The sequence below is a fragment of the Pseudomonas sp. G3-39 genome (assembly GCF_054790485.1).
This window is the reverse complement of record NZ_CP186497.1, coordinates 1,867,375-1,883,107: the sequence shown is the minus strand read 5'-3', so window position 1 is coordinate 1,883,107 and position 15,733 is coordinate 1,867,375. Positions and strand designations below refer to the sequence as shown.

Below are 15,733 nucleotides of genomic sequence, written 5' to 3'. Positions count from 1 at the left end.
CAAGCCCGCTCCCACAGGGGAGGATGGCCGTTCACATATGGATCAAGCCTGCGCCTGACCTTCGGCGAGGAAGAACCAGGTTTCCAGCACGGAGTCCGGGTTCAGCGACACGCTTTCGATGCCCTGCTCCATCAGCCACTTGGCCAGATCCGGGTGGTCCGAAGGGCCCTGACCGCAGATGCCGATGTACTTGCCGGCCTTGTTGCACGCAGCAATCGCGTTCGCCAGCAGCTTCTTCACCGCCGGATTACGCTCGTCGAACAGGTGCGCGATGATCCCGGAGTCACGGTCCAGGCCCAGTGTCAGCTGAGTCAGGTCGTTGGAACCGATCGAGAAACCGTCGAAGAATTCGAGGAATTCTTCAGCCAGGATCGCGTTGGATGGCAGTTCGCACATCATGATCACGCGCAGGCCGTTGTCGCCACGGGCCAGGCCGTTTTCGGCGAGCAGATCGACTACCTGACTGGCTTCGCCGAGGGTACGAACGAACGGCACCATGATTTCGACGTTGGTCAGGCCCATCTCGTTGCGCACGCGTTTCAGCGCACGGCACTCGAGTTCGAAGCAGTCACGGAACGATTCGCTGATGTAACGCGAAGCGCCACGGAAGCCGAGCATCGGGTTTTCTTCTTCCGGCTCGTACAGCTTGCCGCCGATCAGGTTGGCGTATTCGTTGGACTTGAAGTCCGACAGACGCACGATGACCTTCTTCGGCCAGAACGCAGCAGCGAGGGTGCTGATGCCTTCCACCAGTTTTTCGACGTAGAAGCCGACCGGATCGTTGTAACCGGCGATGCGCTTGTCGACGCTGTCCTTGATTTCCTGCGGCAGACCGTCGTAGTTCAGCAGCGCTTTCGGGTGCACGCCGATCATGCGGTTGATGATGAATTCCAGACGGGCCAGGCCGACACCGGCGTTCGGCAACTGCGCGAAATCGAAGGCGCGGTCCGGGTTGCCGACGTTCATCATGATCTTGAACGGCAACTCCGGCATGGCGTCGACGGAGTTCTTCTTGACGTCGAAGCCCAGCTCGCCTTCGAAGATGTAACCGGTGTCGCCTTCGGCGCAGGACACGGTTACGCCCTGGCCATCTTTCAACAGTTGGGTGGCGTTGCCGCAGCCCACGACCGCTGGAATCCCCAGTTCACGGGCGATGATCGCCGCGTGGCAGGTACGGCCGCCACGGTTGGTGACGATGGCGCTGGCGCGCTTCATCACCGGCTCCCAGTCCGGGTCGGTCATGTCGGAGACCAGCACGTCACCGGCCTGGACTTTGTCCATTTCCGAGACGTCCTTGATGATCCGCACTTTGCCGGCGCCGATGCGCTGGCCGATGGCACGACCTTCCACCAGCACGGTGCCGGTTTCTTTCAACAGGTAACGTTCCATGACGTTGGCCTGGGTGCGGCTTTTCACGGTTTCCGGACGGGCCTGCACGATGTACAGCTTGCCGTCGTCACCGTCTTTGGCCCACTCGATGTCCATCGGGCAGCCGTAGTGCTTCTCGATGATCATCGCCTGCTTGGCCAGCTCGCTGACTTCAGCATCGGTCAGGCAGAAACGCGCGCGTTCGGCCTTGTCGACATCGACGGTCTTCACCGAACGACCGGCCTTGGCCTCGTCGCCGTAGATCATCTTGATCGCTTTGCTGCCCAGGTTGCGGCGCAGGATTGCCGGACGACCGGTTTCCAGGGTGCCTTTGTGCACATAGAACTCATCCGGGTTCACCGCGCCTTGAACAACGGTTTCGCCCAGACCGTAGGCGCCGGTGATGAACACCACGTCACGGAAACCGGATTCGGTATCGAGGGTGAACATCACGCCGGCGGTGCCGGTTTCCGAACGCACCATGCGCTGCACGCCAGCCGACAGGGCGACCAGTTTGTGGTCGAAGCCCTGGTGCACGCGGTAGGAAATCGCCCGGTCGTTGAACAGCGAAGCGAACACCTCTTTGGCGGCGCGGATAACGTTTTCCACGCCACGGATGTTCAGGAAGGTTTCCTGCTGGCCGGCGAACGAAGCATCCGGCAAGTCTTCGGCGGTGGCGGAAGAACGCACGGCCACGGCCACGTCAGGGTTACCGGCCGACAGCGCGGCGAACGCGGTGCGGATCTCGGTATTGAGTTTTTCAGGGAATTCGGCGTCCATGATCCATTGACGGATCTGCGCACCGGTCTTGGCCAGTGCATTGACGTCATCGACGTCCAGGGCGTCGAGAGCCTTGTGGATCTGGTCGTTGAGGCCGCTCAGTTCGAGAAAGTCGCGATAGGCCTGCGCGGTGGTGGCAAAGCCGCCGGGGACCGACACACCGGCACCCGCCAGGTTGCTGATCATCTCGCCCAGGGATGCGTTCTTGCCCCCCACATGCTCAACATCGTGTTTGCCGAGCTTATCGAGGGAAACTACGTACTCTACCAAGGTGATCTCTCCACTAACTGTGTTGGAAAAGCTCAGAAACCGGCGGCTCGGGGGAGCGTTGGCCGGCTGTATGGCCTGGACCTGGAAAATAAGTGAGAATGCGGGCCAATGGCGGCCGGCAAATCGCGCCTATCATATCCAGAAATACTCTTTAGCTTAAGGCCCAAGGTGCAAATGAAACGATCTGCTTTCTTTATCTCCGATGGCACCGGCATTACCGCCGAAACCCTGGGTCAAAGCCTTCTGGCGCAGTTCGAAAACATTACCTTCACCAAGCTCACGCGGCCGTATATCGACAACGCGGACAAAGCGCGGGCCATGGTACAACAAATCAACAAAGCCGCTGAAACCGACGGCTTCCGTCCGATCATCTTCGACACCATCGTCAATCAGGACATCCGTGAGATTCTCGCAACGTCCAATGGTTTCATGATCGACATTTTCTCGACCTTCCTCGCCCCGCTCGAACAGGAACTGACCGAGCATTCTTCCTACACCGTCGGCAAGTCCCACTCGATCGGGCACAACTCCAATTACATGGAGCGCATCGAGGCGGTGAACTTCGCCCTCGACAACGACGACGGCGCGCGCACCCACTATTACGACAAGGCCGACCTGATACTAGTGGGCGTGTCGCGTTGTGGTAAGACGCCGACGTGTCTGTACATGGCGATGCAGTTCGGTATCCGCGCGGCCAACTACCCGCTGACCGAAGACGACATGGAGCGTCTGACCCTGCCGACCGCCCTGCGCGCCCATCAGCACAAGTTGTTCGGCCTGACCATCGACCCGGACCGCCTCACCGCGATCCGCAACGAGCGCAAGCCCAACAGCCGCTATTCGAGCTACGCCCAGTGCGAATTCGAAGTGCGCGAAGTGGAAAACCTGTTCCGCCGCGAGAACATCCCGCACATCAACTCCACACATTTTTCGGTGGAAGAGATTTCGGCGAAGATTCTGGTGGAGAAAGGCGTGGAGCGGCGGTTCAAATAGATTGGCGGCGTCTGCTTTGGCGCCTTCGCGGGCAAGCCCGCTCCCACAGGGTTTCAGAGTGTTCATGCAACCTTGTGGGAGCGGGCTTGCTCGCGAAGGCGGCGGCACATTCAGCATTGATGTTGCCTGACACACCGCTAGCGTGAGCAGGCTCACGCCCGCAATGGGTCTCTTCAATGCTCGCGTTGTCAGATGACAAACAGGTCGATGAAACGATTCACGGGGGTCGCCTCAAGTTGCGCCTGATCCTTGCACAACGCGAAGATCTCGCCACTGCGCTGCCCGGTGAATCGTGTCAGCAGATTCGCCTTGAATTTGTCCTCCAGCAATGGAATGCCATCGGCGCGGCGGCGACGGTGGCCGATCGGGTATTCCACCACCACGTTCTCGGTGCTCGTTCCGTCCTTGAAAAACACCTGCACCGCGTTGGCAATCGAGCGCTTGTCGGCCTCCAGATACTCGCGGGTGAAACGCGGGTCTTCGACGATGACCATCTTCTCGCGCAGCACATCGATGATCGGGTGCGCGGCGTGGAAAGCGTCCTCGTACTGTTCAGCCAGCAGATTGCCGAACGCCAGCGGCACGGCTGTCATGTACTGAATGCAGTGGTCGCGGTCCGCCGCATTGGCAAGCGGTCCGACTTTGGAAATGATGCGAATCGCCGACTCGTGGGTGGTGATGACGATGCGGTCGATTTCATGCAAGCGGTTGCGCACCAGCGGATGCAAGGTCACCGCCGCTTCGCAGGCCGTTTGCGCATGGAATTCGGCGGGGAAGCTGATCTTGAACAGCACGTTTTCCATGACGTAACTGCCGTAGGGCCGCGAGAAACTGAAGACGCGTTTGCCTTCGGGCTTGAGCGCCAGATCGTTGTTGGTGTGGCTGAACGATACGTCGTAGAAGCCCCACTGTTTGGCCGTCAACACCCCGGGAATGCCCATCTCGCCGCGTAGCGCGATGTCGGCCAGACGCACGCCGCGGCTGGTCGCATCCCCCGCCGCCCAGGACTTGCGCGACCCGGCGTTCGGCGCATGACGATAAGTGCGCAGCGCCTGACCATCGGCGAAGGCATGGGACAACGCCGACAGCAGTTGCTCGCGATTGGCCCCCATCAGTTTGGCGGTGACGGCGGTCGAAGCGACTTTCACCAGCAGCACGTGGTCGAGGCCGACGCGGTTGAACGAGTTTTCCAGAGCGATAACGCCTTGGATCTCGTGGGCCATGATCATCGCTTCAAGCACATCGCGCACTGTCAGTGGCGCTTCGCCGTTGGCGACACGCTTCTGCGAGAGATGATCAGCCACCGCGAGAATCCCGCCGAGGTTGTCCGACGGATGCCCCCACTCGGCGGCGAGCCAGGTGTCGTTGTAGTCGAGCCAACGCACGATGCAGCCGATGTCCCACGCGGCTTTCACCGGGTCGAGGCGATAGGAAGTGCCCGGCACCCGCGCCCCGAACGGCACGACGGTGCCCTCGACGATGGGGCCAAGGTGCTTGGTGCATTCGGGAAAACGCAACGCCAGCAGGCCACAGCCGAGGGTATCCATCAGGCAGTTGCGGGCGGTGTTGAGTGCTTCGGCAGATTCGACGTTGAAGGTGAGGACGTAATCGGCGATGTCCTGCAGGACACGGTCGTAGTCGGGACGGTTGTTCTGGTCGACGTTGGCGCTCATGTTCGATTCACTCTGGCAGTGGTTCGTTGAGGGGACCTCGGTTCAGGCTGATTTCTTATATTTGAAATGCAATTCCCTGTGGGAGCGGGCTTGCTCGCGAAGACGGTGTGTCAGCCAGCGAAAATGTCGACTGACACTACGCCTTCGCGAGCAAGCCCGCTCCCACAGTTTTTGTTCGGTGTAGTGTCAGAAGGAGTCGCCTGGGATGCGTACGTAGCCTTCCATGAGGACGCGGGCACTGCGGCTCATGATGGCTTTTTTCACCACCCACTCACCGTTTTCCAGACTGGCCTCGGCTCCGACACGCAAGGTCCCGGACGGATGGCCGAAGCGCACTGCCGTGCGTTCAACGCCACCGGCGGCGAGGTTCACCAGGGTGCCGGTGATCGCTGCAGCGGTGCCGATGGCCACGGCGGCAGTACCCATCATCGCGTGGTGCAACTTGCCCATCGACAACGCACGCACCAGCAGATCGATATCAGCGGCGGCAATCGCCTTGCCGCTGGACGCGATGTAATCCGCAGGCTTGGCGACAAACGCGACTTTCGGCGTGTGCTGTCGCTTGGCCGCTTCATCCAGACTGGAAATCAGGCCCATGCGCAATGCACCGTAGGCGCGGATGGTTTCGAACATCTGCAGGGCTTTCGGGTCGCTGTTGATCGCGCTTTGCAGTTCGGTGCCGGTGTAGCCGATGTCTGCGGCGTTGACGAAAATCGTCGGGATCCCGGCGTTGATCATGGTCGCCTGGAACGTGCCGACACCCGGCACCTCAAGCTGATCGATCAGGTTGCCGGTGGGGAACATCGAACCGCCGCCACCCTCTTCTTCCGCCGCCGGGTCCATGAACTCGACCTGCACTTCGGCGGCCGGAAAGGTCACGCCGTCGAGCTCGAAATCACCGGTTTCCTGCACTTCGCCGTTGCTGATCGGCACGTGGGCGATGATGGTTTTGCCGATGTTGGCCTGCCACACGCGCACCACCGCCACACCGTTGTGCGGAATGCGGCTGGCCTCCACCAGACCGTTGCTGATGGCGAACGAACCGACCGCTGCCGAGAGGTTGCCACAGTTGCCGCTCCAGTCCACGAACGGCTTGTCGATGGAGACCTGACCGAACAGGTAATCGACGTCGTGATCGGCCTTGCTGCTTTTCGACAGGATCACGGTTTTGCTGGTACTTGAGGTGGCACCGCCCATGCCGTCGATCTGTTTGTCGTACGGGTCGGGGCTGCCGATCACCCGCAGCAGCAAGGCATCGCGGGCCGGGCCGGGGATCTGCGCGGCTTCGGGCAGATCCTTGAGGCTGAAGAACACGCCTTTGCTGGTACCGCCGCGCATGTAGGTGGCGGGGATTTTGATCTGCGGTGCGAAATGAGCTGCGTGAGCCATGGTGCTCCTTATCCGCAAACGCGGGTCAACCGACCCGCGCTCGCACTACGTGATTTAAACGGCAACCGCCGACTCTTCGAGGAAGTCCTGGGCAAAGCGCTGCAACACGCCGCCGGCCTCGTAGATCGACACTTCTTCAGCGGTATCCAGACGGCAGGTCACCGGCACCTCAACACGCTCGCCGGACTTGCGATGGATCACCAGCGTCAGGTCGGCGCGCGGGGTGCGGGCGCCGATCACGTCGTAGGTTTCGCTGCCGTCGATGGCCAGCGTGTGACGGTCGGTGCCCGGTTTGAACTCCAGCGGCAACACGCCCATGCCCACCAGGTTGGTGCGGTGGATGCGCTCGAAACCTTCGGCGACGATCGCTTCGACACCCGCCAGACGCACGCCCTTCGCCGCCCAGTCGCGGGACGAACCCTGACCGTAGTCGGCGCCGGCAATGATGATCAGCGGCTGCTTGCGCTCCATGTAGGTTTCGATGGCTTCCCACATGCGCATGACCTTGCCTTCCGGCTCGACGCGGGCCAGCGAACCCTGTTTGACCTTGCCGTTTTCCTGAACCATTTCGTTGAACAGTTTCGGGTTGGCGAAGGTCGCGCGTTGCGCGGTCAAGTGGTCGCCACGGTGCGTGGCGTACGAGTTGAAGTCTTCTTCCGGCAGGCCCATTTTCGCCAGGTATTCGCCGGCGGCGCTGTCGAGCATGATCGCGTTCGAGGGCGACAGGTGATCGGTGGTGATGTTGTCCGGGAGCACCGCCAGCGGGCGCATGCCCTTCAGCGGCCGCGCGCCGGCCAGCGCACCTTCCCAGTACGGCGGACGGCGGATGTAAGTGCTCATCTCGCGCCAGTCGTACAGGGGCGTGACTTTCGGGCCGGTGTCTTCGTGGACGGCGAACATCGGAATGTAGACCTGACGGAACTGCTCCGGCTTGACCGACGACTTCACCACGGCGTCGATTTCTTCGTCGCTCGGCCAGATGTCTTTCAGGCGGATTTCCTTGCCGTCGACCACGCCCAGCACATCTTTCTCGATGTCGAAACGGATGGTTCCGGCGATGGCGTACGCGACCACCAGCGGCGGCGACGCGAGGAACGCCTGTTTGGCGTACGGGTGAATGCGGCCGTCGAAGTTGCGGTTGCCGGAGAGCACGGCCGTCGCATACAGATCGCGGTCAATGATCTCTTGTTGAATCACCGGATCGAGTGCGCCGGACATGCCGTTGCAAGTGGTGCAGGCAAACGCGACGACGCCGAAACCGAGTTGCTCCAGCTCCGTGGTCAGCCCCGCCTCATCGAGATACAGCGCCACGGTTTTCGACCCCGGTGCCAGCGAGGATTTGACCCACGGCTTGCGGGTCAGGCCGAGCTTGTTGGCGTTGCGCGCCAGCAGACCGGCGGCGATCACGTTGCGCGGGTTGCTGGTGTTGGTGCAGCTGGTGATGGCAGCGATGATCACCGCGCCGTCGGGCATTTGCCCCGGCACGTCATCCCACTGCCCGGAGATGCCTTTGGCCGCCAGATCCGCTACCGCCACACGGGCGTGCGGATTGCTCGGGCCGGCCATGTTGCGCACCACCGACGACAGATCGAAGGTCAGGCCACGCTCGTATTGCGCGCCTTTCAGGCTGTCGGCCCACAGGCCGTTGAGCCTGGCGTACTGCTCGACGAGCTGCACTTGCTGGTCTTCGCGGCCAGTGAGTTTCAGGTAGTCGATGGTCTGCTGGTCGATGTAAAACATCGCTGCGGTGGCACCGTATTCCGGGGCCATGTTGGAGATGGTCGCGCGGTCGCCGAGGGTCAGCGCGGACGCGCCTTCGCCGAAGAACTCCAGCCAGGCGCCGACGACTTTCTGTTTGCGCAGGTATTCGGTCAGCGCCAGCACCATGTCGGTGGCGGTGATGCCGGGTTGCAGCTTGCCGGTCAGTTCGACGCCGACGCTCTCCGGCAGGCGCATCCACGAGGCGCGGCCGAGCATCACGCTCTCGGCTTCGAGGCCACCGACGCCGATGGCGATCACGCCCAGCGCATCGACGTGCGGGGTGTGGCTGTCGGTGCCGACGCAGGTGTCGGGGAACGCCACGCCGTCGCGCACCTGAATCACCGGGGACATTTTCTCCAGGTTGATCTGGTGCATGATGCCGTTGCCCGGCGGGATCACGTCGACGTTTTTGAAGGCCTTTTTGGTCCAGTTGATGAAGTGGAAACGGTCTTCGTTGCGCCGGTCTTCGATGGCACGGTTCTTCTCGAACGCCTGCTTGTCGAAACCGCCCGCTTCCACCGCCAGCGAGTGGTCGACGATCAGTTGCGTCGGCACCACTGGGTTGACCTGCGCCGGGTCACCGCCCTGCAGGGCGATCGCGTCACGCAGGCCGGCGAGGTCGACCAGTGCGGTCTGGCCGAGAATGTCGTGGCACACCACACGCGCCGGGAACCACGGGAAGTCGAGGTCGCGTTTGCGTTCGATCAGTTGTTTCAGGGAATCGGTGAGCGTGGCCGGATCGCAGCGACGCACGAGGTTTTCCGCCAGCACGCGGGAGGTGTACGGCAAGGTGTCGTAGCTGCCGGGCTGAATCGCTTCGACCGCCGCGCGGACGTCGAAATAATCCAGGGAACTGCCGGGCAGGTTTTTGCGGAATTCTGTGTTCATCGGGTCAGGACTCGGGTCACGGTAGTTTCAAAGGGTGGGCAGACGCCCGACTCAAGATTCACACCGTCCCTTGTAGGAGTGAGCCTGCTCGCGATAGCGGTAGATCAGTCGACATCAATGGTGAATGTCAGTCCGTCATCGCGAGCAGGCTCACTCCTACAGGGATTTGTGGTGGCTTCAAGGATCGGGTCAGCCCACCATTCAGCGACGTTCGATTGGCACGAACTTGCGCTGTTCGACGCCGATGTACTCGGCGCTTGGACGGATGATGCGGTTGTTGGCGCGCTGTTCGAACACGTGCGCGGCCCAGCCGGTCAGGCGCGAGCAAACGAAGATCGGCGTGAACAGCTTGGTCGGGATGCCCATGAAGTGGTACGCCGAGGCATGGTAGAAGTCGGCGTTGGGGAACAGTTTTTTCTGCTCCCACATGGTCTTGTCGATGGCTTCGGAGACCGGGAACAGCACCTTGTCACCGACTTCGTCGGCGAGTTTTTTCGACCAGCCCTTGATCACCTCGTTACGCGGATCGCTGTCCTTATAGATCGCGTGGCCGAAGCCCATGATCTTGTCCTTGCGCTCGAGCATGCCGAGGGTGCCTTTGATCGCCTCTTCCGGCGACGAGAAGCGCTCGATCATTTCCATTGCCGCCTCGTTGGCGCCGCCATGCAGCGGGCCACGCAGCGAACCGATAGCCGCCGTGACGCAGGAATACAGGTCGGACAGGGTCGATGCGCAAACGCGAGCGGTAAACGTCGAGGCGTTGAATTCGTGCTCGGCGTAAAGGATCAGCGACACGTTCATCACTTTGACGTGCAGTTCGCTCGGCTTCTTGTCGTGCAACAAGTGCAGGAAGTGGCCGCCGATAGTCGGCTCGTCGCTAACGCAGTTGATGCGTTTGCCGTCGTGACTGAAGCGATACCAGTAGCACATTATCGCCGGGAATGCGGCGAGCAGACGGTCAGTCTTGTCGCGCTGTTCGGAGAAGTCTTTCTCCGGCTCGAGGTTGCCGAGGAACGAGCAACCGGTGCGCATCACGTCCATCGGGTGGGCGTCGGCGGGGATGCGCTCCAGCACTTCTTTCAGTGCTTGCGGCAGGTCGCGCAGCTTGCTCAGCTTTTGCTGGTAGGCATCGAGTTGTGCACGGGTCGGCAGTTCGCCGTACAGCAGCAGGTAAGCCACTTCTTCGAACTGCGCGTCGGCTGCCAGTTCACGCACGTCGTAGCCGCGATAGGTCAGCCCGGCACCGGCCTGGCCCACGGTGGACAATGCGGTTTGCCCGGCAACCTGGCCCCGGAGCCCGGCGCCACTGAGTACTTTTGCTTCGGCCATTGCTGTCTCCAATCTTCTTGAATTTGTAGGGGAAACGTGTGGGAGCGAGCCTGCTCGCGAAAGCGTCGTGTCAGTCACTTTGTTATTGCCTGACTCACCGCTTTCGCGAGCAGGCTCGCTCCCACAGGGGATCTTGTTCAGCCTTTCTTTTGTGCAAACAACGCATCGAGCTTCTGCTCGAAGGTGTGATAGTCGATACGATCGTAAAGCTCCATGCGCGTCTGCATGGTGTCGATGACATTCTGCTGGGTGCCGTCGCGGCGGATCGCGGTGTAGACATTTTCCGCTGCCTTGTTCATCGCGCGGAACGCCGACAGCGGGTACAGCACCAGCGACACATCGGCGCCAGCCAGTTGCTCGGTGGTGTACAGCGGCGTCGAGCCAAACTCGGTGATGTTGGCGAGGATCGGCGCCTTCACCCGGTTGGCGAACAGCTTGTACATCTCCAGTTCGGTGATGGCTTCCGGGAAGATCATGTCGGCGCCGGCCTCGATGCACGCGGCGGCGCGATCCAGTGCCGACTCCAGACCTTCCACCGCCAGCGCATCGGTGCGCGCCATGATCACGAAGCTGTCATCGGTACGGGCATCGACCGCTGCCTTGATGCGGTCGACCATTTCCTGCTGGGTGACGATTTCCTTGTTCGGACGGTGGCCGCAGCGCTTGGCGCCAACCTGGTCTTCGATGTGAATCGCCGCCGCGCCGAACTTGATCATCGACTTCACGGTGCGCGCCACGTTGAACGCCGAGGCGCCGAAACCGGTGTCGACGTCCACCAGCAGCGGCAAGTCGCAGACGTCGGTAATGCGCCGCACGTCGGTCAGCACATCATCCAGGCCGGTGATGCCCAGGTCCGGCACGCCGAGCGAGCCTGCGGCCACCCCGCCACCGGACAGGTAGATCGCCTTGAAACCGGCGCGCTTGGCCAGCAGCGCGTGGTTGGCGTTGATCGCGCCGACCACCTGCAATGGGTGCTCGCTGGCGACCGCATCGCGGAAACGCTGGCCTGGAGTGTTCTGCTTGGAACTCATGACTCACCTCGTTCAGTGGCTGTCTTATTGTCGGCGCCGTCCTGGTAATGACGGGCGATGTTGCGTTTCGAGGCGCCGATGTGGCGGCGCATCAACAATTCCGCGAGTTCGCCGTCACGGTCGGCGATGGCATCGAGAATCCGGTGGTGTTCGGCGAAGGCCTGACGCGGGCGGTTGGGCGTGGTGGAAAACTGGATGCGGTACATGCGCACCAGTTGATAGAGCTCGCCGCAAAGCATTTGCGTCAGCGTGCGGTTGCCGCTGCCCTGGATGATCCGGTAGTGAAAGTCGAAATCGCCTTCCTGCTGGTAATAGCCGACCCCGGCCTGGAACGCCGCGTCGCGCTCGTGGGTTTCCAGCACCCGGCGCAGTTCGTCGATTTCTTCGACGCTCATGCGTTCGGCCGCCAGCCGACAGGCCATGCCTTCAAGGGATTCGCGGATTTCGTAGAGTTCGAGCAATTCGGCGTGGCTGAGCGACACCACCCGCGCGCCGACATGCGGTACGCGCACCAGCAGACGCTGGCCTTCGAGCCGATGGATGGCCTCGCGCAGCGGCCCGCGACTGATGCCGTAGGTGCGCGCCAGCTCGGGTTCGGAGATCTTGCTGCCTGGGGCGATCTCGCCTTTGACGATGGCCGCCTGGATGCGCCGGAAGACGTTTTCCGAGAGCGTCTCGGAATCGTCGCCGCTGATGACCGGGGGATCAAGTTGATCCAGCATGATTGTCGACACCTTAAAATCCAATGCGGCAAAAACTAGCCAATTAGCCGGCATCAGTCAAAGGATAAATGGATATTGTCGACAATCGTCTAATAGCCCTAGGCAATCTCCCGCTGATCACTTAATCCCTGTGGGAGCGAGCCTGCTCGCGAAAGCGTAGTGTCAGCCAGCATCTGCCTGGATGAAGCACCGCCTTCGCGAGCAGGCTCGCTCCCACAGGATTACCCAAGGGGTATAGACCGGCGCGAGCGCTGGCGCCATAAAACCACCGTGCTAGAATGCCGCCCGCATTTGCTGGCCATTTGTACGGCTTGTCATAAAAAGCTGATAGGCACACGAAGGAGCTTGCGCAGTATTGCCAGGAACCTGAACCGAAAACGGAACGCTGCGCACCAGGATTTATGAGACTCAAGCCCTTCCCCACATTTTTTGCGCTGTTTTGCCTGCCCGGCCTCGCCGCGGCGGGGGAAAAAACCGTGTACGGCCTCAACGAATACGCATCGCTTGACGGCATCAATCTGCAAGTCGCGGCCAAACTCGACACTGGCGCCAAGACCGCCTCACTGAGTGCCCGCGACATCAAACGCTTCAAACGCAACGGCGAGTCCTGGGTGCGTTTCTACCTGGCGATCGACGCGGCGCATTCGCACCCGATCGAGCGGCCGCTGGCCCGGGTCAGCAAGATCAAGCGCCGCGCCGGCGACTACGACCCGGAAGAAGGTAAAAAGTACACCGCGCGCCCGGTGATCGAGCTGGATATCTGCATGGGCACGGCGTTGCGCAGCATCGAAGTGAACCTGACCGACCGAAGTGCGTTCCAATATCCGCTTTTGATCGGCTCCGAAGCCTTGAAACGCTTCGACGCGCTGGTCGACCCCAGTCTTAAATACGCTGCCGGCAAACCTGCCTGCACCATCGCCGCTCATACCGCCGAGTAATTTCCATGCGTTCTCTAACCTTCCACCTGAAAATCCTGATCACCATTCTGGTGCTCCTGGGCGTTTCGGTTACGGCCTATCAGATTTTCGTGCTCGGCATCCCGGTGACCGAAGATGCCACCGACGACTTGTGGAACATCGACGCCAAAGTCGAGTTCGTCGCCAGCACCAAGGACCCGGTGAAGGTCCAGATGTTCGTGCCACCGCTGAGCCGCGATTACGTCAGCCTCAACGAAAGCTTTATCTCCAATAACTACGGCGTGGCAGTCAACCGCGTCGACGGCAACCGCAAGGTCACCTGGTCGGCGCGCCGGGCCAAGGGCAACCAGACCCTTTATTACCGTCTGGTGCTGACCAAGCGCTACACCGCGGAAAAATCCAAGATCAAAGGCCCGACCTTCCGCGACAGCATCGCCATCGAAGGCCCGGAAAAAATCGCCGCCGAAGCCTTGCTCGCGCCGATCCGCCAGCACTCGGCCGACGTCGAAACCTTCATCGGCGAAGCGATCAAACGCGTCAACAACGCCAACGATGACAACGTCAAACTGCTGCTGGCAGGCGACCCGTCGACACCGCACAAGGCGAAGATCGTCGAACTGCTGCTGTCGATCGCTCACGTGCCGGTGGAAAAAGTCCACACCATCCGCCTCGTCGCCGATCAGCCGCAAACCCCGGAACTGTGGCTGCGCAGTTTCAACGGCAACGACTGGCTGTACTTCAACCCGGAAACCGGCGAGCAAGGCCTGCCGACCGACCGCCTGCTGTGGTGGACCGGTGATGAAAACCTGATCACCATCGAGGGCGCGAAGAAAGCCAACGTGACCTTCAGCCTGAACAACAGCGAGATGAACGCGATTCGTCTGGCCAAGCTGACCGACGAAAACACCGACGCCAACTTCCTCGAATACTCGCTGTACGGCCTGCCGCTGCAGACCCAGCAGACGTTCATGATCATGGTGATGATCCCGATCGGCGTGCTGGTGATCCTGATCCTGCGCAACCTGATCGGCCTGCAGACCCTCGGCACCTTTACCCCGGTGCTGATCGCCCTGGCCTTCCGCGAAACGCAACTGGGCTTCGGCATCCTGCTGTTTACCGTGATCACCGCGCTGGGCCTGTCCTTGCGGTCGTACCTGGAACACCTGAAGCTGCAGATGCTGCCGCGCCTGTCGGTGGTGTTGACCTTCGTGGTGGTGCTGATTGCCGCCATCAGCCTGTTCAGCCACAAGCTGGGGCTGGAGCGTGGCTTGTCGGTGGCGCTGTTCCCGATGGTGATTCTGACCATGACCATCGAACGCCTGTCGATCACCTGGGAAGAACGCGGCGCCAGCCATGCCATGAAAGTGGCGATCGGCACCCTGTTCGCCGCCTCGCTGGCCCACCTGATCATGACCGTGCCGGAGTTGGTGTACTTCGTGTTTACCTTCCCGGCGATCCTGCTGATTCTGGTCGGTTTCATGCTGGCGATGGGTCGCTATCGCGGTTACCGCCTGACCGAACTGGTGCGCTTCAAGGCTTTCCTGAAGAAGGCTGACGCCTGATGTTCGGTTTCTGGAAGACCTGGAAGGCTCTGGAGGCGCGGGGCATCATGGGCATCAATCGGCGTAACGCCGACTACGTGCTCAAGTACAACAAGCGCAGCCTGTACCCGATCGTCGATGACAAGATCATCACCAAGGAGCGCGCGATCGAGGCCGGCATTCATGTGCCGGAGCTGTATGGCGTGATCTCCACGGAGAAGGAAATCGACAAGCTCGACGCGATCATCGGCGGGCGCAACGATTTCGTGATCAAGCCGGCTCAAGGTGCGGGCGGTGACGGCATCATCGTCATCGCCGACCGCTTCGAAGGCCGCTATCGCACGGTCTCGGGCAAGATCCTTGCCCACGAAGAGCTCGAGCACCACATCTCGAGCATTCTCACCGGCCTGTATTCGCTGGGCGGTCACCGCGACCGTGCACTGATCGAATACCGGGTGACCCCGGATCAGATCTTCAAGAGCATCAGCTACGAAGGCGTGCCGGACATCCGCATCATCGTGTTGATGGGCTATCCAGTGATGGCCATGCTGCGTTTGCCGACCCGTCAGTCCGGCGGCAAGGCCAACCTGCACCAGGGCGCCATCGGCGTCGGTGTCGACCTCGCCACCGGCCTGACCCTGCGCGGCACCTGGCTGAACAACATCATCAACAAACACCCCGACACCACCAACGCGGTGGACGGCGTGCAACTGCCCTACTGGGATGGTTTCATGAAACTCGCCGCCGGCTGTTATGAGCTGTGCGGCCTGGGCTACATCGGTGTGGACATGGTGCTGGATCAGGAGAAAGGCCCGCTGATTCTCGAGCTGAATGCGCGGCCAGGTCTGAATATCCAGATTGCCAATGATTGCGGGCTGACCCAGCGTACGCATGCGGTCGAGGCGCATCTGGAAGACCTGAAGGCACGCGGGGTGACGGAGTCGGTCGAGGAACGGGTGGCGTTTACTCAGGAGATGTTTGGGCATATTCCGGCGGTCGAGGGCTGATCCAGCACTGAGGCGCGGCTATCGCGAGCAGGCTCACTCCTACAGGGGAACGCATTCCAAATTG

Annotated in this window: 11 protein-coding genes; 4 read left to right on the top strand and 7 right to left on the bottom strand. The window is 61.2% G+C overall.

The annotated features are described in order from the left end of the window. Positions 1-42: 42 nt before the first annotated feature. The gene (ppsA, locus tag ACOYXG_RS08560; RefSeq protein WP_460357013.1) at positions 43-2,418 is read right to left on the bottom strand and encodes a phosphoenolpyruvate synthase; all 2,376 of its coding nucleotides are present in this window, start codon (positions 2,416-2,418) and stop codon (positions 43-45) included. Positions 2,419-2,592: 174 nt separating this feature from the next. On the opposite strand from ppsA, the gene ppsR reads away from it, so the two are divergent. Further along, positions 2,593-3,411, top strand: coding sequence for a posphoenolpyruvate synthetase regulatory kinase/phosphorylase PpsR (gene ppsR, locus ACOYXG_RS08555; protein WP_007960912.1), 819 nt, complete (start codon positions 2,593-2,595; stop codon positions 3,409-3,411). A gap of 188 nt (positions 3,412-3,599) precedes the next feature. On the opposite strand, the gene prpD is transcribed toward ppsR, so the two are convergent. The 6 genes from prpD to ACOYXG_RS08525 all read right to left on the bottom strand — a co-directional run bounded on the left by prpD (position 3,600) and on the right by ACOYXG_RS08525 (position 12,201). Then, a complete protein-coding gene (gene prpD, locus ACOYXG_RS08550) occupies positions 3,600-5,084 on the bottom strand; it encodes a 2-methylcitrate dehydratase (RefSeq protein WP_150369794.1) in 1,485 nt (494 codons plus the stop codon). Between the two features lie 186 nt (positions 5,085-5,270). After that, entirely contained in the window at positions 5,271-6,473 is a 1,203-nt protein-coding gene (gene prpF, locus ACOYXG_RS08545) for a 2-methylaconitate cis-trans isomerase PrpF (RefSeq protein ID WP_460357008.1), read from the bottom strand. Positions 6,474-6,527: 54 nt separating this feature from the next. After that, positions 6,528-9,122 carry a Fe/S-dependent 2-methylisocitrate dehydratase AcnD gene (gene acnD / locus ACOYXG_RS08540; RefSeq protein ID WP_460357005.1) on the bottom strand — a complete coding sequence of 865 codons (2,595 nt, stop codon included), beginning with the start codon at positions 9,120-9,122 and terminating at the stop codon, positions 6,528-6,530. A 201-nt stretch (positions 9,123-9,323) separates the two neighbouring features. Then, complete coding sequence (gene prpC, locus ACOYXG_RS08535; protein WP_027613297.1) at positions 9,324-10,451, bottom strand: bifunctional 2-methylcitrate synthase/citrate synthase; 1,128 nt, start codon at positions 10,449-10,451, stop codon at positions 9,324-9,326. Between the two features lie 137 nt (positions 10,452-10,588). Then, positions 10,589-11,482, bottom strand: coding sequence for a methylisocitrate lyase (prpB, locus tag ACOYXG_RS08530; protein ID WP_003223269.1), 894 nt, complete (start codon positions 11,480-11,482; stop codon positions 10,589-10,591). Then, positions 11,479-12,201, bottom strand: a complete 723-nt coding sequence (locus ACOYXG_RS08525; protein ID WP_169432611.1) for a GntR family transcriptional regulator — start codon at positions 12,199-12,201, stop codon at positions 11,479-11,481. Before ACOYXG_RS08525 ends, prpB begins: the two co-directional genes overlap by 4 nt. 404 nt (positions 12,202-12,605) lie before the next feature. On the opposite strand from ACOYXG_RS08525, the gene rloA reads away from it, so the two are divergent. The 3 genes from rloA to ACOYXG_RS08510 are packed head-to-tail and all read left to right on the top strand — an operon-like array spanning position 12,606 to position 15,669. Continuing rightward, positions 12,606-13,142, top strand: coding sequence for a retropepsin-like aspartic peptidase RloA (rloA, locus tag ACOYXG_RS08520; RefSeq protein ID WP_025110318.1), 537 nt, complete (start codon positions 12,606-12,608; stop codon positions 13,140-13,142). A gap of 5 nt (positions 13,143-13,147) precedes the next feature. Beyond that, the gene (gene rloB / locus ACOYXG_RS08515; protein ID WP_007960894.1) at positions 13,148-14,683 is read left to right on the top strand and encodes an osmotic stress tolerance membrane protein RloB; all 1,536 of its coding nucleotides are present in this window, start codon (positions 13,148-13,150) and stop codon (positions 14,681-14,683) included. Continuing rightward, the gene (locus ACOYXG_RS08510; protein ID WP_115990341.1) at positions 14,683-15,669 is read left to right on the top strand and encodes an alpha-L-glutamate ligase-like protein; all 987 of its coding nucleotides are present in this window, start codon (positions 14,683-14,685) and stop codon (positions 15,667-15,669) included. The genes rloB and ACOYXG_RS08510 overlap by 1 nt, the downstream gene beginning before the upstream one ends. Positions 15,670-15,733: the final 64 nt, after the last annotated feature.

Bases quoted from the DNA above. Each gene is read 5' to 3' on its own strand.
- ppsR (WP_007960912.1), top strand. From the start codon at position 2,593: ATGAAACGATCTGCTTTCTTTATCTCCGATGGCACCGGCATTACCGCC.
- prpC (WP_027613297.1), bottom strand. From the start codon at position 10,451: ATGGCCGAAGCAAAAGTACTCAGTGGCGCCGGGCTCCGGGGCCAGGTT.
- rloB (WP_007960894.1), top strand. From the start codon at position 13,148: ATGCGTTCTCTAACCTTCCACCTGAAAATCCTGATCACCATTCTGGTG.
- rloA (WP_025110318.1), top strand. From the start codon at position 12,606: ATGAGACTCAAGCCCTTCCCCACATTTTTTGCGCTGTTTTGCCTGCCC.
- prpB (WP_003223269.1), bottom strand. From the start codon at position 11,482: ATGAGTTCCAAGCAGAACACTCCAGGCCAGCGTTTCCGCGATGCGGTC.
- prpD (WP_150369794.1), bottom strand. From the start codon at position 5,084: ATGAGCGCCAACGTCGACCAGAACAACCGTCCCGACTACGACCGTGTC.
- ACOYXG_RS08510 (WP_115990341.1), top strand. From the start codon at position 14,683: ATGTTCGGTTTCTGGAAGACCTGGAAGGCTCTGGAGGCGCGGGGCATC.
- acnD (WP_460357005.1), bottom strand. From the start codon at position 9,122: ATGAACACAGAATTCCGCAAAAACCTGCCCGGCAGTTCCCTGGATTAT.
- prpF (WP_460357008.1), bottom strand. From the start codon at position 6,473: ATGGCTCACGCAGCTCATTTCGCACCGCAGATCAAAATCCCCGCCACC.